Source organism: Kribbella capetownensis (genome assembly GCF_004331485.1).
In the GTDB taxonomy this organism is placed as follows: Bacteria; Actinomycetota; Actinomycetes; order Propionibacteriales; family Kribbellaceae; genus Kribbella; species Kribbella capetownensis.
This window is the reverse complement of sequence record NZ_SJKD01000006.1, coordinates 24,194-47,655: the sequence shown is the minus strand read 5'-3', so window position 1 is coordinate 47,655 and position 23,462 is coordinate 24,194. Positions and strand designations below refer to the sequence as shown.

The 23,462-nt window shown below is 69.1% G+C and carries 24 protein-coding genes; 15 read left to right on the top strand and 9 right to left on the bottom strand.

The window, feature by feature from the left end; genetic code table 11:
* Positions 1–2: 2 nt before the first annotated feature.
* From E0H75_RS25095 to E0H75_RS25085, 3 genes are read left to right on the top strand one after another with little or no spacing between them, the layout of a single operon-like run.
* Positions 3–1,247: an RNA polymerase sigma factor gene (locus E0H75_RS25095; protein WP_131516124.1), complete on the top strand. Its 1,245-nt coding sequence runs from the start codon at positions 3–5 to the stop codon at positions 1,245–1,247.
* Positions 1,244–1,690 (top strand): globin domain-containing protein, encoded by a 447-nt coding sequence (locus tag E0H75_RS25090; protein ID WP_131516123.1) that lies wholly within the window; start codon positions 1,244–1,246, stop codon positions 1,688–1,690. Before E0H75_RS25095 ends, E0H75_RS25090 begins: the two co-directional genes overlap by 4 nt.
* Positions 1,687–2,496 (top strand): class I SAM-dependent methyltransferase, encoded by an 810-nt coding sequence (locus E0H75_RS25085; protein WP_131516122.1) that lies wholly within the window; start codon positions 1,687–1,689, stop codon positions 2,494–2,496. Before E0H75_RS25090 ends, E0H75_RS25085 begins: the two co-directional genes overlap by 4 nt.
* Here E0H75_RS25085 and E0H75_RS25080 read toward each other — a convergent pair.
* Together E0H75_RS25080 and E0H75_RS25075 are read right to left on the bottom strand one after the other, a co-directional pair.
* Positions 2,447–3,118 (bottom strand): uridine kinase family protein, encoded by a 672-nt coding sequence (locus E0H75_RS25080; RefSeq protein ID WP_131516121.1) that lies wholly within the window; start codon positions 3,116–3,118, stop codon positions 2,447–2,449. The two genes, E0H75_RS25085 and E0H75_RS25080, sit on opposite strands and share 50 nt — an antisense overlap.
* Positions 3,105–3,608: a hypothetical protein gene (locus E0H75_RS25075; protein WP_131516120.1), complete on the bottom strand. Its 504-nt coding sequence runs from the start codon at positions 3,606–3,608 to the stop codon at positions 3,105–3,107. The genes E0H75_RS25080 and E0H75_RS25075 overlap by 14 nt, the downstream gene beginning before the upstream one ends.
* A gap of 192 nt (positions 3,609–3,800) precedes the next feature.
* Here E0H75_RS25075 and E0H75_RS25070 point away from each other — a divergent pair, with 192 nt between their 5' ends.
* Positions 3,801–4,298 (top strand): SseB family protein, encoded by a 498-nt coding sequence (locus tag E0H75_RS25070; protein ID WP_238163261.1) that lies wholly within the window; start codon positions 3,801–3,803, stop codon positions 4,296–4,298.
* 12 nt (positions 4,299–4,310) lie between these two features.
* Here the strand turns inward: E0H75_RS25070 and E0H75_RS25065 are convergent, their stop codons facing one another.
* Genes E0H75_RS25065 through E0H75_RS25055 form a run of 3 tightly spaced genes read right to left on the bottom strand, consistent with a single transcriptional unit; the run spans position 4,311 to position 7,966 of the window.
* Complete coding sequence (locus E0H75_RS25065; RefSeq protein ID WP_131516118.1) at positions 4,311–6,785, bottom strand: FtsX-like permease family protein; 2,475 nt, start codon at positions 6,783–6,785, stop codon at positions 4,311–4,313.
* A gap of 3 nt (positions 6,786–6,788) precedes the next feature.
* Positions 6,789–7,544, bottom strand: coding sequence for an ABC transporter ATP-binding protein (locus E0H75_RS25060; protein WP_131516117.1), 756 nt, complete (start codon positions 7,542–7,544; stop codon positions 6,789–6,791).
* Positions 7,541–7,966 (bottom strand): DUF1707 SHOCT-like domain-containing protein, encoded by a 426-nt coding sequence (locus E0H75_RS25055; protein ID WP_131516116.1) that lies wholly within the window; start codon positions 7,964–7,966, stop codon positions 7,541–7,543. The genes E0H75_RS25060 and E0H75_RS25055 overlap by 4 nt, the downstream gene beginning before the upstream one ends.
* Positions 7,967–8,121: 155 nt before the next feature.
* Between E0H75_RS25055 and E0H75_RS25050 the strand changes: the two genes are divergently transcribed.
* Positions 8,122–8,838 (top strand): TetR/AcrR family transcriptional regulator, encoded by a 717-nt coding sequence (locus E0H75_RS25050; protein WP_131516115.1) that lies wholly within the window; start codon positions 8,122–8,124, stop codon positions 8,836–8,838.
* Here E0H75_RS25050 and E0H75_RS25045 read toward each other — a convergent pair.
* Positions 8,835–10,004: a glycoside hydrolase 5 family protein gene (locus E0H75_RS25045; protein ID WP_131516114.1), complete on the bottom strand. Its 1,170-nt coding sequence runs from the start codon at positions 10,002–10,004 to the stop codon at positions 8,835–8,837. The genes E0H75_RS25050 and E0H75_RS25045 overlap by 4 nt on opposite strands.
* Positions 10,005–10,134: 130 nt before the next feature.
* Positions 10,135–11,163: a LacI family DNA-binding transcriptional regulator gene (locus E0H75_RS25040; RefSeq protein ID WP_131516113.1), complete on the bottom strand. Its 1,029-nt coding sequence runs from the start codon at positions 11,161–11,163 to the stop codon at positions 10,135–10,137.
* Between the two features lie 103 nt (positions 11,164–11,266).
* Between E0H75_RS25040 and E0H75_RS25035 the strand changes: the two genes are divergently transcribed.
* From E0H75_RS25035 to E0H75_RS25025, 3 genes are read left to right on the top strand one after another with little or no spacing between them, the layout of a single operon-like run.
* Positions 11,267–12,562 carry an ABC transporter substrate-binding protein gene (locus tag E0H75_RS25035; protein ID WP_131516112.1) on the top strand — a complete coding sequence of 432 codons (1,296 nt, stop codon included), beginning with the start codon at positions 11,267–11,269 and terminating at the stop codon, positions 12,560–12,562.
* Positions 12,562–13,440, top strand: coding sequence for a carbohydrate ABC transporter permease (locus E0H75_RS25030; RefSeq protein ID WP_131516111.1), 879 nt, complete (start codon positions 12,562–12,564; stop codon positions 13,438–13,440). Before E0H75_RS25035 ends, E0H75_RS25030 begins: the two co-directional genes overlap by 1 nt.
* Positions 13,437–14,351, top strand: a complete 915-nt coding sequence (locus tag E0H75_RS25025) for a carbohydrate ABC transporter permease (RefSeq protein WP_131516110.1) — start codon at positions 13,437–13,439, stop codon at positions 14,349–14,351. The genes E0H75_RS25030 and E0H75_RS25025 overlap by 4 nt, the downstream gene beginning before the upstream one ends.
* A gap of 65 nt (positions 14,352–14,416) precedes the next feature.
* Here the strand turns inward: E0H75_RS25025 and E0H75_RS25020 are convergent, their stop codons facing one another.
* Entirely contained in the window at positions 14,417–14,806 is a 390-nt protein-coding gene (locus E0H75_RS25020; protein WP_131516109.1) for a DUF1844 domain-containing protein, read from the bottom strand.
* 280 nt (positions 14,807–15,086) lie between these two features.
* Between E0H75_RS25020 and infC the strand changes: the two genes are divergently transcribed.
* From infC to E0H75_RS25000, 4 genes are all read left to right on the top strand, one after another.
* A complete protein-coding gene (gene infC, locus E0H75_RS25015) occupies positions 15,087–15,818 on the top strand; it encodes a translation initiation factor IF-3 (RefSeq protein WP_131516608.1) in 732 nt (243 codons plus the stop codon).
* 87 nt (positions 15,819–15,905) lie between these two features.
* A complete protein-coding gene (rpmI, locus tag E0H75_RS25010) occupies positions 15,906–16,100 on the top strand; it encodes a 50S ribosomal protein L35 (protein WP_131367115.1) in 195 nt (64 codons plus the stop codon).
* Between the two features lie 79 nt (positions 16,101–16,179).
* A complete protein-coding gene (gene rplT, locus E0H75_RS25005) occupies positions 16,180–16,572 on the top strand; it encodes a 50S ribosomal protein L20 (protein WP_131367113.1) in 393 nt (130 codons plus the stop codon).
* A gap of 27 nt (positions 16,573–16,599) precedes the next feature.
* Positions 16,600–17,418, top strand: a complete 819-nt coding sequence (locus E0H75_RS25000) for a TrmH family RNA methyltransferase (protein ID WP_131516108.1) — start codon at positions 16,600–16,602, stop codon at positions 17,416–17,418.
* Here E0H75_RS25000 and E0H75_RS24995 read toward each other — a convergent pair.
* Positions 17,408–18,109 (bottom strand): TetR/AcrR family transcriptional regulator, encoded by a 702-nt coding sequence (locus E0H75_RS24995; protein ID WP_131516107.1) that lies wholly within the window; start codon positions 18,107–18,109, stop codon positions 17,408–17,410. The two genes, E0H75_RS25000 and E0H75_RS24995, sit on opposite strands and share 11 nt — an antisense overlap.
* A 55-nt stretch (positions 18,110–18,164) precedes the next feature.
* Between E0H75_RS24995 and E0H75_RS24990 the strand changes: the two genes are divergently transcribed.
* The 3 genes from E0H75_RS24990 (at position 18,165) to E0H75_RS24980 (ending at position 23,462) form a co-directional block, all read left to right on the top strand.
* Positions 18,165–19,688, top strand: a complete 1,524-nt coding sequence (locus E0H75_RS24990) for an MFS transporter (RefSeq protein ID WP_238163259.1) — start codon at positions 18,165–18,167, stop codon at positions 19,686–19,688.
* 124 nt (positions 19,689–19,812) lie between these two features.
* Positions 19,813–20,922 (top strand): phenylalanine--tRNA ligase subunit alpha, encoded by a 1,110-nt coding sequence (gene pheS / locus E0H75_RS24985; RefSeq protein ID WP_131516105.1) that lies wholly within the window; start codon positions 19,813–19,815, stop codon positions 20,920–20,922.
* Positions 20,922–23,462, top strand: a complete 2,541-nt coding sequence (locus tag E0H75_RS24980; RefSeq protein ID WP_131516104.1) for a phenylalanine--tRNA ligase subunit beta — start codon at positions 20,922–20,924, stop codon at positions 23,460–23,462. The genes pheS and E0H75_RS24980 overlap by 1 nt, the downstream gene beginning before the upstream one ends.

The window sequence follows — 23,462 nt, the reverse complement described above, 5'->3', positions numbered from 1 at the left end:
GGATGGACCAGGTCGAGGAGGTCTTCCGGGAGGAGCGCGGCCGGTTGCTGGCCGCGCTCGCCCGGCGCTTCGGCGACCTCGACCTGGCCGAGGAGGTCACCTCCGAGGCGATCGAGGCGGCGCTGGTGCGGTGGCCGGTCGATGGGGTCCCGCCGAACCCCGGCGGCTGGCTGATGACCACCGCGCGTCGGAAGGCGGTAGACCGGTTACGACGCGACCAGGTGTACGCCGCCAAGCTCGCCGTACTGCAGGTCGAGGCCGACCGCGCCGACCCGGTCCCGTCGGCGGACGGCGCGCTGGCGGACGAGCGGCTGGAGCTGTTCTTCACCTGTGCGCATCCTGCCTTGGCCGCCGAGGACCGCGGTGCGCTGACGCTGCGCTGCCTGGCCGGGTTGAGTACGCCGGAGGTCGCGCGGGCGTTCCTCGTGCCGACTGCGACGATGGCGAAGCGGATCGTCCGGGCGAAGACGAAGATCCGCGGGGCACGCATCCCGTTCCGAGTGCCCGGTCCGGATGAGCTGCCGGAGCGGCTGCCTGGAGTGCTGCAGGTGATCTACTCGGTCTTCACCGAGGGGTACGCCGCCAGCTCCGGTCCGTACCTGCAACGGCTCGACCTGGCCGAGGAGGCCATCCGGCTGGCCCGGATCCTGCACCGTCTGCTGCCGGCCGAGCGCGAGGTCACCGGCCTGCTCGCCCTGATGCTGCTCGTCCATGCCCGCCGTGACGCGCGCAGCAACCCCGCCGGCGGACTCGTCCTGCTCGAAGACCAGGACCGCAGCCGCTGGGATCGCGAGATGATCGCTGAGGGCAGCGAGTTGGTGGTCGCCGCGCTCACGGGCGGCCCGGCCGGACCGTACGCCGTCCAGGCCGCGATCGCCGCCCTGCACGACGAGGCGCGTGACTTCGCAAGCACCGACTGGTCCCAGATCGTCGCCTTGTACGACGTCCTGATCGCGATAGACCCGTCCCCGGTGGTCGCGCTCAATCGTGCCGCCGCGGTCGCGATGCGCGACGGCGCCGAGGCAGGTCTGGCCCTGCTCGACGAGCTGTCCGACGAGCCACGCTTGCGGATCTACCATCCCTACGCGCTGGCCCGCGCCGACCTCCTGCACCGGCTCAACCGGTTGCCAGAGGCAACAACGGCGTACAAGCAAGCGTTCGAGCTGGCCGGGTCGGAACCCGAACGGGCTCACGTCCGCGATCGTCTCGACGACTGTCGGCGGGCAGTGCAAGACTCATCGGCATGACGACAGTCTTCGAGGCTGCGGGTGGGACAACGGGGATTCTCCGGCTGGCGCACGCGTGGCATGCACGGGTGATGGCCGACGAGGTCGTGAGCCACGCGTTCAGCCATGGGTTCCGCCCGGATCACACCGAGCGGCTGGCGGCGTACTGGAGCGAGGCGCTCGGCGGACCGGCGGCGTACTCCGGGATCTACGGGGACGAGACGTCAGTGGTCCGGATCCACAGCGGGAACGGCGAGCACGACGAGATGAACCGCCGGGCGGTCGACCGCTTCGACGAGGCGCTGGTCGACGCCGGTCTCGACAGGGACGACCGCCTGCGCGGGGTGCTGCACGACTACTTCGCCTGGGCGACCTGGAACACGATGTATCACCACACCACCGACGATGTGGCCGAGGGCATGAGCATTCCGCGCTGGTCCTGGGACGGGCTGGAGGAGCCGTGAACGACCGCCTCGCGAGGATCGCCCGGGGCTGGGACGAGGCGGCCGCCGGCTACGAGGTGTACTTCGTCCCGCGCTTCGCACCCTGGGTGAGGACCGCGGTCGACGCCGTGGGCGACGTACCCGACGGCCCGATCCTGGTGCCCTGCTGCGGCACGTTCCCCGAGCTCGAGCTGCTCGCCCCACGCTTTCCCGGGCGGAGGATCGTCGGTATCGACTTGTCGGCGGGGATGGTGCGGCTGGCCAAGGAGCGCGCCGGCAGGTTGCCGGATGCTGACGTCGAGCTCGTCCACAGTGACGCCGCCTCTCTCGATCCGCGCTGGTTGGCTTCCTGTGCGGCCGTCGTCTCCGTCTTCGGACTGCAGCAACTGCCGGATCCGCGGTCCGCCATCGTCTCGTGGTACGACGCACTGCGTCCGGGCGGCCGCCTGTGCGTTGTCTACTGGCCTGATGTCGCCGAGGAAACCGGTCCGTTCGCCCTCCTGGACTCGGTCGTCGGAGACAGCGCCGGGCGTCCCTGGGAAGACGAACTCGTCCCGGCCCTGGCCGGCGCGGAGATCGAGCGGGACGAGGTGGTCTCGCACCAGATGACTCATCCGGACGCGGCGACGTACTTCGATGCGGTTCACCGCGCCGGACCGATGCGGGCGCTCGCGCTGGCGCGCGGCGACGACTACATGGCGGAGCTTCGGGTGCAGTACCTCGATCACGCCCCCGCGGGGGCGTGGACCCACCATCCCGGCGCGCGGCTGATCGTGGTCAGGAGGCCGCCGAGTCGTGCGGCGGGAGTGCCACCGACTTCGGGATGATCTCCAGCGCCGGGTCGTGCGGGACCGACGGGTCGCCGTCGACGATGACGTGCGCGCGGGAACGGGTCTCCTGCTCGGCGAAGTGGTCGCGCTCCCAGCGCATCCACTCCAGCCAGTGGTCGCGCAGGGCCTCGCCGTCGCGGGCGATGCCGCGGTCCAGCCGGACCTCGTTCGAGGTCTCGACCCACAACCGCAACGACTGCCAGCGGTCGGCGTCGCGGTCGCACGAGGTGACGCCCTCGACCACGAGCAGTTCGACGGTGACCGGTACGACGTGGAGTTCGGCGTACGCACCGAGGTGCCAGTCGTAGCGGCGGTAGCGGCCCTCGCGGCCGTCGGCGATCCGCTGCAGGACGTGGTCGCGGAGCAGGCCGAATCCGCGGACGGCTCCGGTCCAGCCGTCGTACAGGTCGTCCATGTGGATGATGCCGGTGCGCAGTCCGCGGGCCTCGGCCCGGGCCTGGATCTTCGCGGCGATGCTGGTCTTGCCGGAGCCGGCCGGTCCGTCGATGCCGATCAGCCGGGTCCGGCCGAGCCGGGGTGGTGCGGCCTGGACGTTGTCCAGCAGAGCGTCGATGGTCAGGGGGGTCCCGTGGTCAGCGGGGCGGTCAGTTGATTCCATGGCGCTTCAGGATGTCCTCGATCTCGTCGAACTCCGACGATTCCTGCTGCTTCGCCTTCGACCCCTTGGCGGGCTTGGCAGCTTTGGCGGGAGCGGCCGACGCGGGTGCGGGACCCGTGGCGGTCAGCTCACCCGCGGGCGAGGCGGGCTTCTTCTCGGCTCTCGGTGCCTTGACTGTGTCGCCGCGCCGGCCCTTGGCCACGCCGGACACGACGTACAGCACGACCGAGACGCCGAACAGCGCGACCCCGGCCCACACCGTGGGGGAGAAGATCAGGTGCGTGACCCAGCTGACGGCCGACCGGACCACGTCCCAGACGAGCTCCAGCAGCCCGGTCAGGTAGAGCGACACCGGCAACAGGGACCAGGCCACTCCACGCGTGCCGGCCGCCGCCCCGCGGCGCCGCCAGGCGGTCCACGAGCCGATGAGGCCGAGCAGGGTCAGGCCCACACAGAACGGCAGCAGCGTCAGATCGTTGAAGTCAGGCACATACCCAGGCTCGCACAGTCCGGCGCGGAACCAAGAGGGGAAGAGCCCTGACACCACCCTGAAACCCCGCTCCGGACCCCTAGCACTCACCAACTGCGGTGTCAGCGTCCCCGGCACGCTCAGATGCGCGTCCGCCAGCGCTGGTCAGGCCCGGTTGATGAGTGGTGGGGGTACGCCGGGGACAATGACGGGGTGCAGCCTCCACAACGCCGACTGGCCTTCACCGGGTTCGACAACGACGACGGCTCGGCGGACCCGGCGCTGGCCCGTGCGCTCGCGGAGCGTGATCACGGAGCGACCCTGGCAGCGCTGACGCGGGCACGACTGCTGGTGCCCGTGGTGGCGATGCTCGGCGAGGTCGAGTACGACGAGAACGGGCTGGCGCACGACAAGACCTCGGACATGGCGGTCGCACTGCTGCAGGGGCAGGACGGTCGGAACGCACTTCTGGCCTTCACTGGCACCGAGAGCCTGACCCGGTGGAGCCCGGACGCCCGGCCGATGCCCGCGCAGGCCCAACTGGTCGCGACCGCGGCCATCCAGGAAGGGGCCGCCGCGATCGTCCTCGACATCGCCGGTCCCGCGACCGGAGTGATCGAGACCGACGACGTACGGCGCTTGGCCGCCGGCCTCCAGGTGGTACGCCTGGAAGACGGCGGCTTCGCGTGGATCCAGTCAGCCGACGGGTGACCGTGGATCGAGTCAGCCCACGGGTGAGCTGAGCGCGTCCATTGGCTTCGAGCGGAGGGCGATCCGGCCGGTGATCGCGGTGGTCGGCAGCACCAGCAGCAGGACCACGGCCACCCAGGCGAGCAGGATCCAGGCCGGACCGGACGGGATCGGCCAGCCGCGAGTCGCGACCGCGATCGGTAGCACGGTGAACGCCGCCGCGATGAGTCCGAGGACGAGACCGAGCGCCGCGATCACGAGACCTTCGAGGGTCAGCATCCGGCTCACCTGCCGCCGGGTCGAGCCGGTCAGCCGTTGCAGCCCGAACTCCCGCCGCCGGTCCAGGACCGCGACCGCGATCGTGTTGATCGACGCGATCGCCGTGTAGGCGACGGCGATCCCGGCCAGGAGGTACCCGATCCAGGCGTCGACCCCGAGGCCGGCGTCGTACCCATCGGTGAGCAGGTCCCGGCCGCCGACGGTCGCTCCCGGCCACTCCGCCAGGACCATCGACTTCATCGTGGCGTCCTTGTCGTGAGTCTTCAGCAGCAGCTGGCTGGGGAGCCCGGACGTGGTGTGCGAGGCCAGCAGTGCGGCCGGTAGCAGGATCGACTCGTAGCCGGACGGGCCCTTGGCCAGAGCGACCACCTTGAGCTTCACCAAAGCGTCGTCGCCCAGGCGCAGCCCGATCTCCGACCCGACGTCGACCTTGAGCTTCTTCGCCGTACCGGGCGGCAGCGCCACGGTGTCGCCGGTCAGGTCGTCCAGCGAACCCTTCGTGACGTCGCCCTTGTAGACCGGCCCGCTCAGACCGAGCAGCGGCCAGGCGTCACTGGTGTGCGAGGTGTCGTACGGCTCCTCGATCCAGCCCTTGCTGCGGACCAGTTCGGACACCGCGGTGACCCCGGGCAGGGACCGCGCGCTGTCGGTCAATGCGGCGGGAATCCCACCGGACGTGCTGGTCACGACGACGTCCGCGGCCAGGTTGTCCGTGTACGCCTCGACGGCCGCCTTCTGCTGGGTGGTCTGCGCGTAGATGTTGCCGAGAGCAATGGTCGTGGCGATCGTGATCGGGATCAGGATCGCAGCGAACTGGACGGCCCGGACCCGCAGGTTGATCACCGCGAGAACTCCGCTGGTCCCGCGCTTGTTGATCAGCGCGGTGAGCCGGGGCACGAGCGCCCGCTGGATCACCAGCGGCGCGAGGATCGCGACCGCGATGGATCCGGTCAGACCCGCCGGCCCGCCGATCGCCGCAGCGTTGGTCGGACTCATGAAGAGTGTGGACATCGCGATCGACACCGTCGCTCCCGCGAACACCGCGCCGATGATCAACCGGACGCGTCCCAGCGCGACCTCCGGTACGGCGGCCTCCGCCAGCGCCTGGATCGGACGGATCCGAGCCGCCCGCCCGGCCGCGAAGCCGACCGTGATCCGCAGTACGGCGAAGGTCAACAGAGCCGCACCCGCGAACGGCAGCGGGCCCTGGTCGAACCGCAGCTGCGACGGCACGATCCCGCCATCGGCCAGCATCCCGAAGATCCAGTCACCGGCGAACCGGCCGCACAGCAGTCCGAGGACCAGCCCGATCACCCCGACCACCATCGTCTCGGCGATCACCATCTTGGCGACCTGCCGCGGCGTCGCGCCGCTGGCCCGCAGGAGTGCGAGTTCGCGCCGGCGTTGCCGGACCGACAGCCCGATCGTCGCCGAGATCACGAGTGCCATCACCACGGCCACCATCCCACCGAAGACGCCGGACATGATGATGAGCGGAAGGCTCGTCGCGATCCCGCTGTACTCCGCGACACCCCGGTCGTCCCCGGCGTACGCCTTGATGCCGTCGGGAAGGTCGAGTCGTTTGGCCAGGTCACGCGCCGAGGTCCCGGCCGCCGGGAAGACGCCGATCGCGTCGGCCCCGGGAGCCAGCCGGGCCGCGTCCGCATCGGCGAAGAACACCGACGGTACGTCGACCTGACGCTGAGCGGTCGCGATTCCGGCGAGAGTGAAGGTCCGTGGCTGCCCGTTGACAGTCACGCTGATCCGGTCACCGGGCTTGGATGTGCCGGTCAGGCGCTGATCGAGCACGACCTGGCCCGTCTGCGGTGCGCGACCGGCGGTCAATTGGTACGGCGTCAGCGGTGCGGACGCCCAGCCATGCCCGGTCAGCGCGTCCGTATCGGGCGCGATCACGGCAGGGAACGAGCGATCCGCGATCGCTTGCGCGACTCCCGGCGTACCGGCGAGCTTGTCCGCCAGGTCGGCGTCGACGCGGTGGCGCTCGGGGAACGCGGCTGAGCCGGAACCGTTGGGCGGGTGGTACGCCGGGTCGCCGGTGACGACGACGGGCGCGGCAGCGAGGCGCTGGGGCGGTGCGTTGAGCCGGAGGCCGGTCTCGAGCAGTCCGCCGGCCGCACTGAGCAGGGCGCCGCCGAGCAGCACGGCTATGAGGATCGCGAGGAAGGCGGCGGTGCGGTACCGCAGGGTGGTGATGGCCAGGCGGATCATGATTCAGGTCTCCGACGGTGAGTAGCGGCCGGCGCTGAGCTGGGCGAGCTCCGCGGCGACGGCCTCTGCGGTGGGGTGGACGGTCTCCGAGACGATCTGACCGTCGACGAGGAAGACGACGCAGTCGGCGTACGACGCCGCGACCGGGTCGTGGGTGACCATCACGACGGTCTGCCCGAGTGAGCGGGCCTGGTCGCGGAGGAGGGCGAGAACGTCGAGCGCGGTGACCGTGTCGAGCGCACCGGTCGGCTCGTCCGCGAACGTGATCGCGGCGCGTCCAGCCAGCGCCCGGGCGATTGCGACCCGCTGCTGCTGGCCACCGGACAGCTCGCTCGGCCGGTGCCGCGTGCGGTCACCGAGTCCGACCCGGCGGATCACCTCGGACACCCATGCCTCGTCCGGCGACTTCCCGGCCAGCATGAGCGGCAGTACGACGTTCTGCCGGACGGTGAGAGCCGGCATCAGATTGAAGGACTGGAAGACGAACGCCACGTGCTCGCGCCGCAGCTCAGTCAGAGCGGTCTCGTCCAGCCCGCGCAGTGAGCGGCCGGTCAGGTGTACGTCGCCGGACGTCGGAGTGTCGAGGCCGGCGGCACAGTGCAGCAGCGTGCTCTTTCCGGAGCCGGATGGGCCCATCACCGCGGTGAACGTGCCGGCCTCGAAGCCGTAGGTGACACCGCCCAGCGCGGTGACCGCGCCGGGGCCGGTGCCGGTGCCGTAGACCTTACGGACATCGGTGAGCTGGACCGGGGCGCTCACTGGGTGACCAGCACATCGGTCGTGCGGTAGTAGGACTCGTTGGTCCACCACACACCGGCCACGACCAGGCCCAGGCCGATGTCGGACCACAGCCACCACGGCCAGTCGAAGTGACCGAAGGCGGCCAGGACCACCCAGATCACGAACTGCACGACGCAGGTGAGCAGCCAGACGGCGCTGACCGCTCGCAGCGCGCCGGTGAGACCGCGGGGCGGGAGCGCGTCGGCCATGCCGTCGAAGACCTGGTGGAGATCACCGCGGGTGCGGGCCTCGAGCAGCAGGTCCTGCCGGTCGCCGGCCTGCGGCGGGGTCAGGGTGCCCTTCCGGACGGCCCGGTCGAGCTTGGCTACCGCCGTACGGCGGTCGTTCTCGCTCAGGTCGACCTGGTTCGGCAGCAGCAGCGGTTCGAGCATGGTGTTCATCGGCGGATTCCTTTCGAGGGGTTGTCCTGACGGGGTGTCCGGACGAGAAACAGCGTATGGGCTGAACAGTTTTCTCCACCCGGTGCTCAGGACCCGTTTCAGCGGTGGTGCTAGCACCCCTCTGACCGGGGCCGTCATGCGCGAAGATGGAGGGCATGACCGAGGACCGCGGAGAGTTGCCGCCGGGGCTCGCCCTGTCCTGGGGCGTGCAGCCGGTGCAGCGGCGCGGGCCGAAGCCGGCGTTGTCGGTCGAGCAGATCGTGGCGACCGGGATCGGGTTCGGCGACAGTCACGGGTTCGAGGCGGTGTCACTGCAGCGGATCGCGGCCCGGCTCGGCGTCAGTACGAACGCGATGTACCGCTACGTGCGGTCGAAGGACGAGCTGATCGTGCTGGTCCAGGACAAGGCCTTCGGGCCGCCGCCCGAGCTGCCGTCCGGCTGGCGGGAGGCCGCGACCGCCTGGGTGCACGCCCAGGTCGACCGGTACGCGGAACGCCCCTGGCTGCTCGACATCCCGATCCGCGGCGCGCCGGTGACGCCGAACCAGCTCCGCTGGGTCGAGGTTATGCTCGCGGCGCTGGACAGCACCGGCCTCAGCCAGCACGACAACCTCGGTTGCCTGGTGATCCTGAACGGATACGCCCGCAACCACGCGAGCCTGGTCCGCCAACTCGAGGCCAGCGACAACACCCCGGTGCAGGCCGAGCAGGTCGGCAGGTTCCTGGTGCCGCGGCTGATCGAGGGCGGCTACCCGATGATGACCGCGCTCTACACGAACCAGGAGTACGAGGACGGCGTCGACGACGACCTGGAGTTCGGGCTGACCCGGATCCTGGACGGGATCGAGGTCCTGATCAACCGGAAGTCCTAGGGCAGCACGATCCGGACGGGACCGTTGGAGCGGGCGGCGACCCACTGCCGGTGGAATTCGCTGCCGGGGGCAACTTCCGGACGGCGGTGCGGCTCGGTGCGCAGGTTGGCCGGCGCGGTCAGTGTGGTTGCCTCCGGTTGCAGCTGTACGCCGTTCGCTCGTACCTCGGCGATCACGTCCGCCAGGGCCTGGGCGGCCGGCTTCCGCTGATGGTCCACGGTGAACAGACCCAGGTCGTACTCACGGTCCGGGAAGTCCAGCAGCCTGCGATCGATGTCGTGCGACGACCACCAGGTCACGCCCCACAGTGCCGGGTTCGGGACGACCAGCTCAACCGTCCGCCGGGTGAACTCGGCCTGAAGGTCCACCGGGATGTCCGGCCCGGGTACGCCGATCTCCTGCAGCCACACGGGTCGTCGTGGATCGAGCGAGGTGGCCGCGGCCAGCTCCACCAGGTAGTCCGCATGGCTGAGCGTGGCCGGCCCGAGGGGACCGTCCACTCGTGAGACCCCGTTGAAAACCCACGAGTGGACAGTGCTCAGGTCACCCAGCTCCACGACATCAACGGGGTGGAACGGGTGGTCGGCCTTGTACCAGGCATCGTCGAAGACCGAGTGCAGCGCGAGTACGTCGGGTGCCGCCTTCTTCAGCGTGGTCAGCAGATCCTGTGCCCAGCCGGTCGAGGTCTCGGGCGTGGTCGCGCTGTCCGGCCAGAGGTTGTTGACCTCGTTCCCGAGCGTGATCGCGAAGACGTTCGGCCGCGTCGCGACCGCGCGGGCGACGGTGTCGACGTACGTCGTCAGGCCGTCGCGGACCGCGGGATCCTCGAACAGGCTGGTCTTGTGCCAGGTCAGGACCCAGGACGGGAGGAAGTCGAAGCTGGACAGGTGGCCCTGGATCAGGTCGACGGCGACGCTCAGCCCGTGCTCGGCGGCGGCGTCGATCGTGTCGAGGAGATCCTCGATGGCCCGCGCGCGGATGATCGCCCGGTTCGGCTGGATCCACGGCCAGACCGGGAACACCCGGACGTGGTCCATGCCGATCCCGGCCAGATCCGCGAAGTCCCGCCGTACCGCGTCACCGTCGTAGTCGAGCCAGCTGTAGAACCACCCGGCCGACGGTACGTGGTTCGCGCCGAACCTGGGCGTGACGGGATCCGAGAGCATGATGAGGATGCTAAATCGGTTTAGGCAACCACGGCAACCACGCTCCCCCTCCCGCCCCGTTTGGTGGGTGGGCCCATCAGAGTGTGGGTTCACCCAGGGCGTGCGGTGGGTCAACCCACCGTGCGGTGGGTCAACCCACCTGACGGGGTGGGGGAGCGGTGGACTCGCGGACGGTCAGGACCGGGTCGGCGGTGCGGCGGTTGATGGTCTGGGCTGGGTCGGCGATGACCTCGAGCAGGACCTCGGCCGCCTGCCGGCCGAACTCGAACGTGTCGCGGGACAGCGCGGTCAGGGCCGGGTGCATCAACTGGGTCAGGATCGAGTCGTCGAAGGCCACGATGGACAGGTCGCCGGGCACCGAGACACCCATCTCCATCGCCACCCCGAGGCCGGCCACCGCCATCACGTCGCTGTCGTAGACGATCGCGGTCGGACGGTTCGCCTGGGACAGCAATTTGCGGGTCGTCGCGGCACCCTCGGCGTCACTGAAGTCGGTCGTCAGCGACGGCGCATCGACCAGTCCGAGCCGGGGTGCCGCGTCCCTGACGGCCCGGATCCGGCGCACGGTGTGCTGGAAGAGCGGCGTACCGGCGACGTGGGCGATGCGGCGATGGCCGAGGGCGGCGAGGTACTCCACGATCGACAGCATCGCGTCCCGGTCATCCGCCCAGACCGAGGCGAGCGCGCCCTTGCCGCCGCGGCCGCCGATCACGACAGCCGGCAGTTCAAGCGCCTTCAGCTCGTCGATCCGTGGGTCTTTGACCGTCAGGTCGACCAGGATCACGCCGTCGACCCGGTGCTCCGAGGCCCACCGGCGGTACACCTCGATCTCGGTCGCGGTGTCCTCGACGATCAGCAACTGCAGCGAGATCGACTCCGCGGACAGCCCGGACTGCACGCCGGACAGCAGGTGCGCGAAGAACGGCTCCACGCCCAGCGTGCGGGCCGGCCGGGCGATCACCATCCCGACCGAGTCGACCCGGGACGCGCCGAGCGCCCGCGCCGCGCTGTGCGGCCGCCAGCTCATCTGTTCGGCGATCTTCAGGATCCGCTCCCGGGTCGCGTCGCTGACCCCGGGCCGCCCGTTCAACGCGAACGACACCGCCCCCTTGGACACACCCGCGCGGATCGCAATATCAGCGATCGTCGGTCTGACCACGTGCTACCTACCTCCTTTTGAGGCTGACTCGGGCCTTGACAGCGGATTCTACGATCCCGGATAGTGCAGGAGCTATACCGGTTTATCAAACCCAGGAGAATCCATGCGTAGAGGTCATCTGGCTCCGGTGGCAGCTCTTGCCGCTGCGGCTCTCACTCTGGCCGGTTGTGGCCTCGGCTCGTCGGACGAGTCCGGCAGTAGCGGCGCCAAGCCGACCGTCGACGCCAACGCCCAGGTGACCGGCGAAGTGAGCTTCCAGACCTGGGCCCTGAAGCCGAAGTTCACGTCGTACGTCGAAGGTGTGATCAAGGCGTTCGAGGCGAAGTACCCGGGCACGAAGGTGACCTGGCTGGACCAGCCGGGCGACGGCTACGACAAGAAGGTGCTGAGCCAGGCGTCGGCCGGCCAGTTGCCGGACGTCACCAACCTCCCGCCGGACTTCGCGCTCTCGCTGGCCAAGCAGAACATGCTGCTCGACGTCGCGGCCGCCGACCCGAAGCTCGCCGAGGAGTACGTCGAGGGCGGCGTGCAGGCGTACCAGTACCAGGGCCTGGACGGCACCTTCGGCTACCCGTGGTACCTGAACACCGATATCGACTACTGGAACGCGACCAAGTTCGCCGCGGCCGGGCTCGATGTGAAGAACTCGCCCAAGACCTTCGACGAACTGCTCGCGGCCGCCAAGGTGATGCACGACAAGACCGGCGGCAAGGAGTACTTGATGAGCCGGCTGCCCGGCATCGGTGACTTCACCAACGCCGGCGTGAAGATCGTGTCCGACGACGGCAAGAAGTTCGTCTTCAACACCCCCGAGGCCGCCGCGCTGCTGGACAAGTACCGCGACGCCTACAAGGCCGGCTACCTGCCCCGCGACATCCTGACCCAGGAGTACCTGGGCAACTCCAAGCTCTTCACGCAGGGCAAGGTCGCCTGGACCACCGGCGGCGGCAACGCGATCCAGGACTTCCAGAAGGACAACCCGTCGCTGAAGGGCAAGGTCGTCCCGTCGCCCGCGCTGGACACCCCGCCGCTGTACGTGCAGGGCCTGTCGGTGTCGGCCAAGACCAAGAACCAGGCGGCCGCGATCGCGCTGGCCCGGTTCGTCACCAACGCCGAGAACCAGGCGGCGTTCGCCAAGATCGTGAACATCTTCCCGTCCACCAAGGCCTCCGCCTCGGACCCGTACTTCTCGAAGAGTGACGGTACGCCGGAGAGCGACGCCAAGGTGCTCGCGTTCGAGTCGCTGGCCAAGGCGAAGGTGCTGCAGCCGCCGGTGATCAGTGGCGCGACCAACGACTTCATCGGCCAGCAGATCTCGCTGGCGATCTCGGGCAAGATGTCGTCGCAGGCGGCCCTCGACGCGGCGGTGGCGAAGGCCAACCAGCTTCTCACGCAGTAATGCGGTACAACCGTTGGTTCACCCCGTGGGTGCTGGTGATCCCAGCACTCACGTGGTTGCTGGTGTTCAACCTGTGGCCGTCGATCAACACCGTCATCCTGTCGTTCACGAACGCCAGGCCGATCGGCGGCGGCACCTTCGTCGGGCTGAAGAACTTCGAGACCCTGCTGCACGACGAGCAGTTGCGCTGGGCGTTGCTGAACAGCGTCATCTACATGGTGGTGTGCCTGCCGTTCCTGACCGTCTTCCCGCTGCTGCTCGCCGTACTGGTGGAGAAGAAGCTGCCCGGGATCACGTTCTTCCGGACCGCGTTCTACACCCCGGTGGTGGCCTCGGCCGTGGTGGTGGCGCTGATCTGGCAGTGGATCCTGGACGATCGCGGTCTGGTCAACGGGCTGGCCGAGAAGCTCGGAGTCATCTCCGGCCCGTTGCCGTTCCTGTCCGACCAGTGGCTGTTGTTGCTCAGCGCAATCAGTCTGACGATCTGGAAGGGGCTCGGGTACTACATGATCATCTACCTGGCCGCCCTCGGGAACGTCGGGCGTGAGCTGCACGAGGCGGCCGCGGTCGATGGTGCGGGACCGGTCCGCCGGTTCTTCTATGTGACGGTGCCGGGGGTACGCGGGACGATGATCCTGATCTCGATCCTCATCTCGGTGTCGGCGCTGCGGGTGTTCTCCGAGTTGTTCATCCTCAGTGGCGGCAAGGGCGGTCCGGGTGGCCGGGACAACTCGGTGGTGATGCTGATCCAGCAGTACAGCCAGGGTTTCGAGGGCAACCTCGGGTACGCGTCGGCGCTGTCGATCGTGCTGTTCTTCGTCACCGTCGTACCGATGCTGGTGCTGGCCCGGCTGAACCGCAGAGGAGCGGAAGCATGACCACTGTCACCGATCCGGCGCGGCCTGTGGTCAAGGAGACGTCGGGTCCTCCGGCCGGTCGCCGTCGCGGATCCTTCGGGTTCAACACCGTCTCGCCGCGGGAGAAGGTGGTCCGGTACCTGCTGCTCGTGTTCGTACTGCTGATCACGATCGGGCCGTTCCTGTGGCAGCTGTCCACTTCGCTGAAGGGATCCGGGGAGGACATCTACACCCGGATCCCGAAGCTGCTGCCGGCCCAGCCGACGTTCGACCACTACAAAGCCGTGACCGACACGATCCCGGTCTGGGACTACGCGCGGAACTCGCTGGTGGTCGCCGTACTTGTGGTCGGCGGCAACGTCCTCGGGGCGTCGCTGGCCGGCTTCGCGTTGTCCCGGCTGCAGTTCCGCGGCCGCAAGCTGGTGCTCGGGTTGTTCCTGGCCACGCTCGTACTGCCGGGTGAGGTCACGATCATCTCGCAGTACGTGACGGTGCGGGAGTTCGGACTGGCGAACACGCTGTTCGGCGTAGCGCTGCCCGGCATGATCGGCGCGCTGAACGTGCTGCTGATGTACAACGCGTTCCGGTCGCTGCCGATCGAGGTGGATCAGGCCGCGATCGTGGACGGCGCGAACGCGTGGCAGCGGTTGGTCTACATCGGTCTGCCGTCGGTGCGCGGAACCATCAGCGTGGTGGCGATCTTCGCGTTCATCGGCGCCTGGGACGACTTCCTCTGGCCGTTGATCGTGCTCACCGACCCGGACAAGTACACGCTGACCGTCGGCCTGCAGTACCTGTCCGGCACCTTCAGCAACAACCCCCGCCTCATCGCCGCAGGCACGATGATCGCCTTCATCCCGATCGTCATCGTCTTCGCAACCCTCCAACGCTTCTTCTTCAAAGGCGTCGAAGAAGGCGCCGTCAAAGGCTGACCTTCGCTCCGCCGTCAATCTCGACGACTGGTCAGGACCGGGTGCGAAAGCTCGGTCTGCTCGACTTACCTGCCGGCAGCTGTCGGGTGGACTTGGCCGGTGTACTTCTCGCCGGGGCCTTGGCCTGGCTCGTCGGGGACGGTCGAGGATTCCTTGAAGGCGAGTTGGAGGGAGCGGAGGCCGTCGCGGAGCGGGGCGGCGTGGTGGTGACCGAGGCTGGGGGCGGCGGCGTCGAGCAGGCCGGCCAGGGCGTCGATGAGGGAGCGGGCCTCGTCGAGGTCCTTGTGGTCGGGGAGGTCTTCGGCCAGGCCGAGCTGGACGGCGGCGGCGCTCATCAGGTGGAGGGCAGCGGTCGAGATGATCTCCACGCTGGGTACGTCGGCGATGTCACGCGATACCGTCGACAGCGGGTCGGGCGTGGGGCCGGACTGCGAAGTGGCACCTGAGTCGGTCATGCTGTTACCCTTACATGGCGACCGACCTGGTCTGATGGTGACCCCTGAGCGGAATATTCGGGGCGATCCAGAGGTTCAAGTCTAAGCGGAGGGCCACCTCCCACCCAGTCGATGAACAGTCGGCGGGTCCCGGTCACGCTGAGAGATTCTGGAGGACATCCGGAGATTCGAAGCGAACGTACGGCGTACCACCCGGAGGGGTTGGGGCGTCGTCGATCTGGGAATTGGGCCTTCGTGTGAATCGCACGAGGGCCTTTTGCTGTTCCCGGCCCTCGCCGCGATCACGAGGTGGCACCGAAACGAGCACAACCCAGGAGGACCCATCACCATTGAACTGCGCGTCAACGAGCGCATCCGCGTTCCCGAGGTGCGACTGGTCGGACCGAACGGTGAGCAGGTAGGCATCGTCCGGATCGAGGATGCACTTCGGCTGGCACAGGAGGCCGATCTCGACCTCGTCGAGGTCGCGGCGACCGCCCGGCCTCCGGTCTGCAAGCTGATGGATTTCGGCAAGTACAAGTACGAGACCGCGCAGAAGGCGCGCGAGTCCCGCCGGAACCAGACCAACACGGTCATCAAAGAGATGAAGCTGCGGCCGAAGATCGACCCGCACGACTACGAGACCAAGAAGGGTCACGTCGTTCGGTTCCTGCGTGCCGGTGACAAGGTCAAGATCACCATCATGTTCCGTGGACGCGAGCAGTCCCGGCCGGAGCTCGGTTTCCGGCTGCTGCAGCGGCTGGCCGAGGACGTCAGCGAGCTCGGCTTCGTCGAGTCCTCGCCGCGGCAGGACGGCCGGAACATGATCATGGTGCTCGGACCGCACAAGAAGAAGTCCGAGGCGCGCGTGGATGTGGAAGCCGAGAAGGCGAAGAAGCAGGCCGAGCGTGACGCCGAGCACGAGGCGGAGCGCGCCGAGCGCGCCGAGCAGGTGCAGGCCCACGAGGCCGAGCGCGCCGCCGGCACCACGAAGAAGCCGAAGGGTCCGGCAGACAACCTCGACCCGGAGTGACGAGACGCTCCGGCCGCCCGTCGGGACTGCCGGAGCACCGTCCACCGAAGATCGAGTCAACGAAAGAAAATCAGGAGCACAACAGCCATGCCGAAGATGAAGACCCACTCGGGGATGAAGAAGCGTGTCCGGGTCACCGGCTCGGGCAAGATCCGCCGCGAGCAGACCGGTATCCGCCACCTCGCCGAGGCGAAGTCGTCCAAGCGCAAGCGCCGTCTGAGCGGCACCGTCGAGGTCGCGCCGTCGTACGCGAAGAAGGCCAAGAAGCTTCTCGGCATCTGAGCACCGCCCTTCCCCCCGAACATCCCCGCCGAGTGGGCCCAGTCCGTCTCCGGCGCAGAAATACAAGGAGTAACACCTCATGGCACGCGTGAAGCGGGCAGTCAACGCCCACAAGAAGCGCCGGGTCGTACTCGAGCAGGCCAGCGGCTACCGCGGCCAGCGCTCGCGGCTGTACCGCAAGGCCAAGGAGCAGGTCACCCACTCGCTCGTCTACGCCTACCGTGACCGCAAGGCGCGCAAGGGCGACTTCCGCAAGCTGTGGATCCAGCGGATCAACGCCGCGGTCCGGGCCGAGGACCTGACCTACAACCGGTTCATCCAGGGTCTGCGGCTGGCCGAGGTCGAGGTGGACCGCAAGATCCTCGCCGACCTGGCCGTCAATGACCCGGCCGCGTTCTCCGCGCTGGTGCAGGTGGCCAAGGCCGCCCTGCCGGCCGACGTGAACGCGCCGAAGAGCGACGCCGCGGCCTGATCCACCACCCCTTCAAGTAGCACTCGAGTGGCGAGCCCTGGTCTGCTGACCGCACAGTCCGTGCGGATCAAGCAGGCCCGGAGGCTCGCCACACGTGCGTTCCGGCGCAAGGCCGGCCGGTTCCTGGTCGAGGGCCCGCAGGCTGTCCGCGAGGCCCTCGAGCACCGCGAACTCGTCCTCGAGGTGTACGCCGAACCTGACGTGGCCACCCGCCATCGCGATCTCCGCGATCTGGCCGGTGCTGCGGGCGTCGCGTGGTTCGAGGTCAACCGGGCCGCCATCGAGGCTCTGAGCGAGACGGTCACCTCGCAAGGCGTGGTCGCCGTCTGCTCGCTGGTGAACGTCGAACTGGAGCTGGGACCCACGACGAAGCTGGTTGCGGCCGGCGTGCAGGTCCGTGATCCCGGCAACGTCGGCACCTTGATCCGTACGGCGGACGCAGCCGGCGCGGATGCCGTCGTGCTGTCGTCGGAGTCCGTCGACCCGCACAACCCGAAGGCGGTCCGGGCCAGCGTCGGCAGCATCTTCCACGTGCCGATCACGACCGACGTCGACATCCACGAAGCCGTCAAAGCCTGGCGCGAGCACGGCCTGCAGGTGCTGGCGGCCGACGGGTACGGCGCCACCGACCTGGACACCTGTATCGACGACGGCACCCTCGCCAAGCCCACCGTCTGGCTGTTCGGCAACGAGGCCCACGGCCTGCCCGACAACATCAACTCCGTCGTCGACCTCTCCGTGAAGGTCCCGATCTACGGCCGAGCCGAGTCCCTCAACCTCGCCACCGCCGCAGCCATCTGCCTCTACGCCTCAGCCCGCGCCCAACGCCGTACCGCTACTTCGTAACGCGGGTTGCGAGGCCGTCGAGGAGGGCGTCGAGGCCGAAGACGAAGTTCTCGGTGAGGCTGGAGTCGAGGCCGAGCGAGGTGCGGCGGCGGACCGACTTCTGCATCTCCGGGTACTCACTGGCCACTGCCTGGGCCTGTTCCATCATCTCGCTGACCCAGGTCTCTTCGGACCGGCCGGACTTGCGGACCATCTCGCGGGTGGCGACCTCGGCGCTGACCGTGCCGAGGACGTACGACATCACGCTGCTCATCGCCAGGTCGATGTCGTGGTCGGAGAAGCCGCCCGCCTCGAACAGCACCAGGCCGCGGGACCCGAGCGACATCGCGTTCGGGCCGAGACTCGGCCGGGTGTACATCACCTCGGGCAGCCACGGGTGCCGCAACAGCGCCGACCGCATGCTGTGCCCGAACAGCAACGCCCCGCTCCGCCACCCGGCCAGCTCCGGCTCTGGCACGTCGATCTCGCCCCACACCTCGTCGATGAGCAGGTCGACCAGATCGTCCTTGGTCGGCACGTGCCAGTAGAGGCTGGTCGCGCCGGCATCGAGCCTGGCCGCCAGCTTGCGCATGCTCAGCCCGGTCACGCCTTCGGAGTCCAGGATCCCCATGGCGGTCTTCACGATCTGCTCCCGGCTGAGCGTCTCGCGCGGCGGTGCCTTGCGTTCCCGGGTCCAGATCGGTTCCTTCATGCGGTCATCCTACTCAGGACTCGCACACCGTACGAGCTTGTCGTACAGTGTGCGAGTGACTAGTACACCGTTCGAGTCCACCGCGACCGGTCATCCGCGACGCTGGTGGATCCTGATGATCCTGTGCTTGTGCCTGCTGGTGCTCGTCGTCGACAACACCGTGCTCAACCTGGCGATCCCGTCGCTGATGCGGGATCTGGAGGCGACCCCGGCCGACATCCAGTGGGTGATCGACGCCTACATCCTGGCGTTCGCCGGCCTGCTGCTGACCGCGGGCAGCCTGTCCGACCGGTTCGGCCGGCGGAGGATGCTGCTGCTCGGGCTCGCGCTGTTCGGAGCGGCGTCCGTGCTGGCCACGCTGGCCGAGACGCCGTGGCAGCTGATCGCGTGCCGCGGGCTGATGGGTGTCGGCGGGTCGCTGCTGATGCCGAGCACGCTGTCACTGCTGTTCACGGTGTTCCCGCCGGAGGAGCAGCGCAAGGCGATGGCCGGCTGGTCGATGGTCGCGATGGTCGGTGTGGTGGCCGGGCCGACGGTCGGCGGCGTGCTGCTGAACCACTTCTGGTGGGGCTCGATCTTCCTGCTGAACGTGCCGATCGCGATCCTCGCGATCATCGGCACCATCGCTCTGATCCCCGAGTCGCGCGGACCGGCCCGGGACGTCGACCCGGCCGGTGCCGTGCTGTCGATCATCGGAATGGCGGCCATCGTCTGGGCGATCATCTCGATCCCGGCCGACGGGATCGGCTCGGCCAAGGTGCTCGGCGGCCTGGTGGTCGGTGTGATCGGTCTGGCCGGGTTCGCCCTGTGGGAGAAGCGAAGTGCGCACCCAATGGTGCCGCTCGGGCTCTTCCGGGACCGCAACTTCAGTGGCACGAGCTTCTCGATCGTCCTGCTCTCCTTTACTGCCGGCGGGCTGCTGCTCGCACTGACGCAGTACCTGCAGTTCGTGCTGGGCTACACCCCGCTGAAGGCCGGTCTGGCGCTGATCCCGTACGCCGTTGCCGCCACGGTGTTCAACGGTCTCGGGGCGACTCTGGGCAAGAAGCTCGCGGACCGGACGCTGATCGTGATCGGTCTGGCCATCATCGCGGGAAGCTTCGGGATCCTTACTCAGGTGTCCGACTCGACCGGCTATGGCCTGCTGATCGTCGGGCTGCTGGTCATGGGTGTCGGCGGCGGTCTGGCCGGGCCTGCGGCGTACACGCTGCTGATGTCGGCGGTCCCGGCCGATCACCGCGGTGTCGGCTCGGCCATGAACGACACCGTCCAGCAGACCGGTGCGGCGCTGTCGGTCGCCGTACTGGGCAGTGTCCTGGCGGCCGCCTACTCCTCATCGCTCCCGGACTCGGTTCCGGAGCAGGCCCGCAAGTCGATCGCGGACACGATCGCGCTCGGCCCGGACTTCCTGGACGCCGCGCGCACCGCCTTCACCAAGGCCATGTCGATCTCGATGACGGTCGGCTGGATCGGCGCCCTGGCCGGTGCCGTGGTCGCGCTGCTCGTGCTGCCCAAGCGCCGGAGCGACAACGCGCCGGAGGAGCCGGCGGCGGCAGCGACCGCCGACACGCCTTCCTGATCCCAACCCCGCCCCGGCACTCCAGTGCCGGGGCGGGTCGCCGCTGGATGGACAGCCGATTCACGCTTGGCGGGTCAAGGTTCCTAGACTGCAATCCGCAGAAGTTCCGAATCGAGAGCGAGCCATGTCCGGTCCCAACACTGATTACGACCCGGTCGAAGTGACGCCGTTGCACGCCGAAGAGGTGGAGCGGACCCGCGACGAGGCGCTGAAGGCGTTTACCGAGGCGGCCGACCTGGCCGCCCTGCAGGACGCGAAGGGCACGCATCTCGGCGAGAAGTCGCCGATCGCGCTGGCGAACCGGGAGATCGGCGCGCTGCCGCCGCAGGCCCGCAAGGAGGCCGGGCAGCGGATCGGTGCGGCCCGGAAGGCGATCAACGAGGCCTTCGCCGGCCGGCTCGCCGTCCTGGAGGCAGAGCACGAGGAGCGGATGCTCGCCACCGAGCGGGTCGACGCGACGCTGCCCTGGCACACCCCGGAGCTCGGCGCCCGGCACCCGCTGTCGCTGATCTCGGAGCAGGTCGCTGACGTCTTCACGGCGCTCGGCTGGGACGTCGCCGAAGGCCCCGAGGTCGAGGCCGAGTGGCTGAACTTCGACGCGCTGAACTTCCTGCCGGACCACCCGGCCCGGCAGATGCAGGACACCTTCTTCGTCGAGCCGGCCGGCTCCGGAACCGTGCTGCGGACCCACACCTCGCCGGTACAGGCCCGTTCGATGCTGACCCGCAAGCCGCCGATCTACGTGGTCGTCCCGGGGCGGGTGTTCCGCACCGACGAGCTGGACGCGACGCACACGCCGGTCTTCTACCAGGTCGAGGGCCTGGTGGTGGACGAGGGCATCACGCTGGCGCACCTGAAGGGCACGCTCGACCACTTCGTCGTGTCGATGTTCGGCGAGGGCCTGGAGGCCCGGCTGCGGCCGAACTTCTTCCCGTTCACCGAGCCGTCGGCCGAGGTCGACCTGAAGTGCTTCGTCTGCCGCGGCGCGTCCGTCGGCAACCCGGACCGCCCGTGCCGCACCTGTGGCAGCGAGGGCTGGATCGAGTGGGGCGGCTGCGGCGTGGTGAACCCGCGCGTCCTGCAGGCCTGCGGCATCGACACCGACCGGTACTCCGGCTTCGCCTTCGGGATGGGCCTGGAGCGGACGCTGATGTTCCGCAACGGGGTCGAGGACATGCGGGACATGGTCGAGGGCGACGTGCGGTTCAGCCGCCAGTTCGGGATGGAGATCTGATGCGGGTCCCACTGTCATGGCTTCATGAGTACGTCGACCTCCCGGCCGAGGTCACCGGCCGTGACGTCGGGGAGAAGCTGATCCGGGCCGGCCTCGAGGTCGAGACCGTCGAGGAGTCGGACCTGACCGGGCCACTCGTGGTCGGCAAGGTGCTGACGTACGACGACGAGCCGCAGAAGAACGGCAAGACCATCCGCTGGTGCTCGCTCGACATCGGCAAGGACGAGCCGCAGTGGGTCGTCTGCGGTGCGAACAACTTCGAGGTCGGCGACCTGGTGGTCGTCGTGCTGCCCGGTGCGGTGCTGCCGGGCGGGTTCGCGATCTCCGCCCGGAAGACGTACGGCCATGTCTCCAGTGGCATGATCTGCTCCAGCTCGGAGCTCGGTCTCGGTGACGACGGCACGCATGGCATCGTCGTCCTGGAGCCGGGTGAGGCCGTGCCGGGTGACGACGCGATCGAGTTGCTCGCCCTGCGCGACGACGTACTCGACATCGCAGTCACTCCGGACCGGGGCTACTGCCTGTCCATCCGTGGCGTCGCGCGCGAGGCGGCCACGGCGTACGGCGTGGAGCTCAAGGATCCGGCCGGTCTGAGGCTGACCGGCTCGGGCCAGGGCGGCTACCCGGTGCGGGTGGACGACGCCGCGGCGTGCAGCGTGTTCGTCACCCGCACGGTGACCGGCATCGACCCGAAGGCGTTGTCGCCGCGCTGGATGCAGAAGCGGCTGCTGGCGTCCGGGATGCGGCCGATCTCGATCGGCGTCGACATCACCAACTACGTGATGCTCGAGCTCGGCCAGCCGATCCACGGCTACGACAAGGCCCGGCTGAGCGGCGAGATCGTCGTACGCCGGGCGACCCCCGGCGAGAAGCTGATGACGCTGGACGACCAGACCCGCGAGCTGGACGCCGAGGACCTGCTGATCACCGACGACTCCGGCCCGATCGGCGTCGCCGGCGTGATGGGTGGTGCGTCCACCGAGATCTCGGACGCGACCGCCGACGTGGTGATCGAGGCCGCGCACTTCCACCCGATCGTGATCGCTCGCGCGTCCCGGCGGCACAAGCTGTCGTCCGAGGCGTCCCGGCGGTTCGAGCGCGAGGTCGACCCGCTGCTGCCGCGGTACGCCGCGCAGCGCGTCGCCGACCTGCTCGTCGACCTGGCCGGCGGCACGCTCGAGGCCGACGAGACCGTCGTCGACACCCACGCACTGCCGGAGCCGACGACGATCCGCGCCGACCACTCGGCCCGAGTCGCCGGAGCCTCGATCACCATCGAGGAGACCCTGCGGCACCTGCGCTCCGTCGGCTGCACTGTCGAGCCCGCCCCTGCAGGTGCCGTGCCGGCACCGCTTGCGGCGGGAGTGCACGCGCCGGCGACTGAGGTGGGCGGGGACGACTTGCTGAGTGTGACGCCGCCGTCGTGGCGGCCGGATCTGCATGATCCGAACGACTTCGCCGAGGAAGTCATTCGCCTGTTCGGCTACGACAACGTCCCGTCGATCCTTCCGCCCGCGCCGGGTGGTCAGGGCCTGACTGTGGCGCAGCGCCGTCGCCGCCGGGTCGCCACCGCGCTGGTCGGAGCCGGCCTGACCGAGGTCGTGTCCTACCCGTTCACCGGTGCGGCGGACTTCGACGCGATGGGCCTGCCCGCCGACGACCCCCGGCGTACGACGGTCAAGCTGGTCAATCCGTTGTCGGACGAAGAGCCGTCGATGCAGACCATGCTGCTGGCGACGCTGCTGCGCACCGCCGAGCGGAACGCCGGCCGCGGCGCCACCGACCTGGCCATCTTCCAGACCGGTCTGGTGTTCCTGCCCAAGGGCGAGTCGAAGCCGGCGCCGCTGCTGCCGGTCGAGCATCGCCCGAGCGATGCCGAGATCCAGACCCTGAACGACGCTCTCCCGGACCAACCGCTGCATGTCGGGGTGGTGCTGACCGGTTCGCGGACGCCGACGGGCTGGTGGGGCAAGGGTCAGCCGGTCAGCTGGGCCGACGCCGTGCAGCTCGCCCGGACCATCGCGTCGGCCGTCGGCGTCGAGCCGAAGGTGCGCAACGGTGAGGTGGCCCCGTGGCACCCGGGCCGGTGCGCGGAGTTCTCCGTCGACGGCAAGGTCGTCGGTCATGCCGGTGAGCTGCATCCGAAGGTGTGCCAGGCGTTCGGGCTGCCCGCGCGGTCGAGTGCGGTCGAGCTCGACCTGGAGGCCCTGATCACGGCGGGTCCGTCGTCGATCGCGGCGCACCCGTTCTCGTCGTACCCGGTGGCCAAGGAGGACGTGGCGCTGATCGTCCCGGCCGACGTGGCCGCGGCGGAGGTCGAGGCGGCGCTGGCCGAGGGCGCGGGCGAGCTGCTGGAGTCGGTCCGGCTGTTCGATCTGTACACCGGCGAGCAGATCGGCGAGGGCAAGAAGTCGCTCGCGTTCGCGCTGCGCTTCCGGGCGGCGGATCGCACGCTGAAGGAGAACGAGGTGGCCGATGCGCGGCAGGCCGCGGTCCAGGTCGCCGTCGATCGCTTCGGCGCCGTCCAGCGGGTCGGCTAG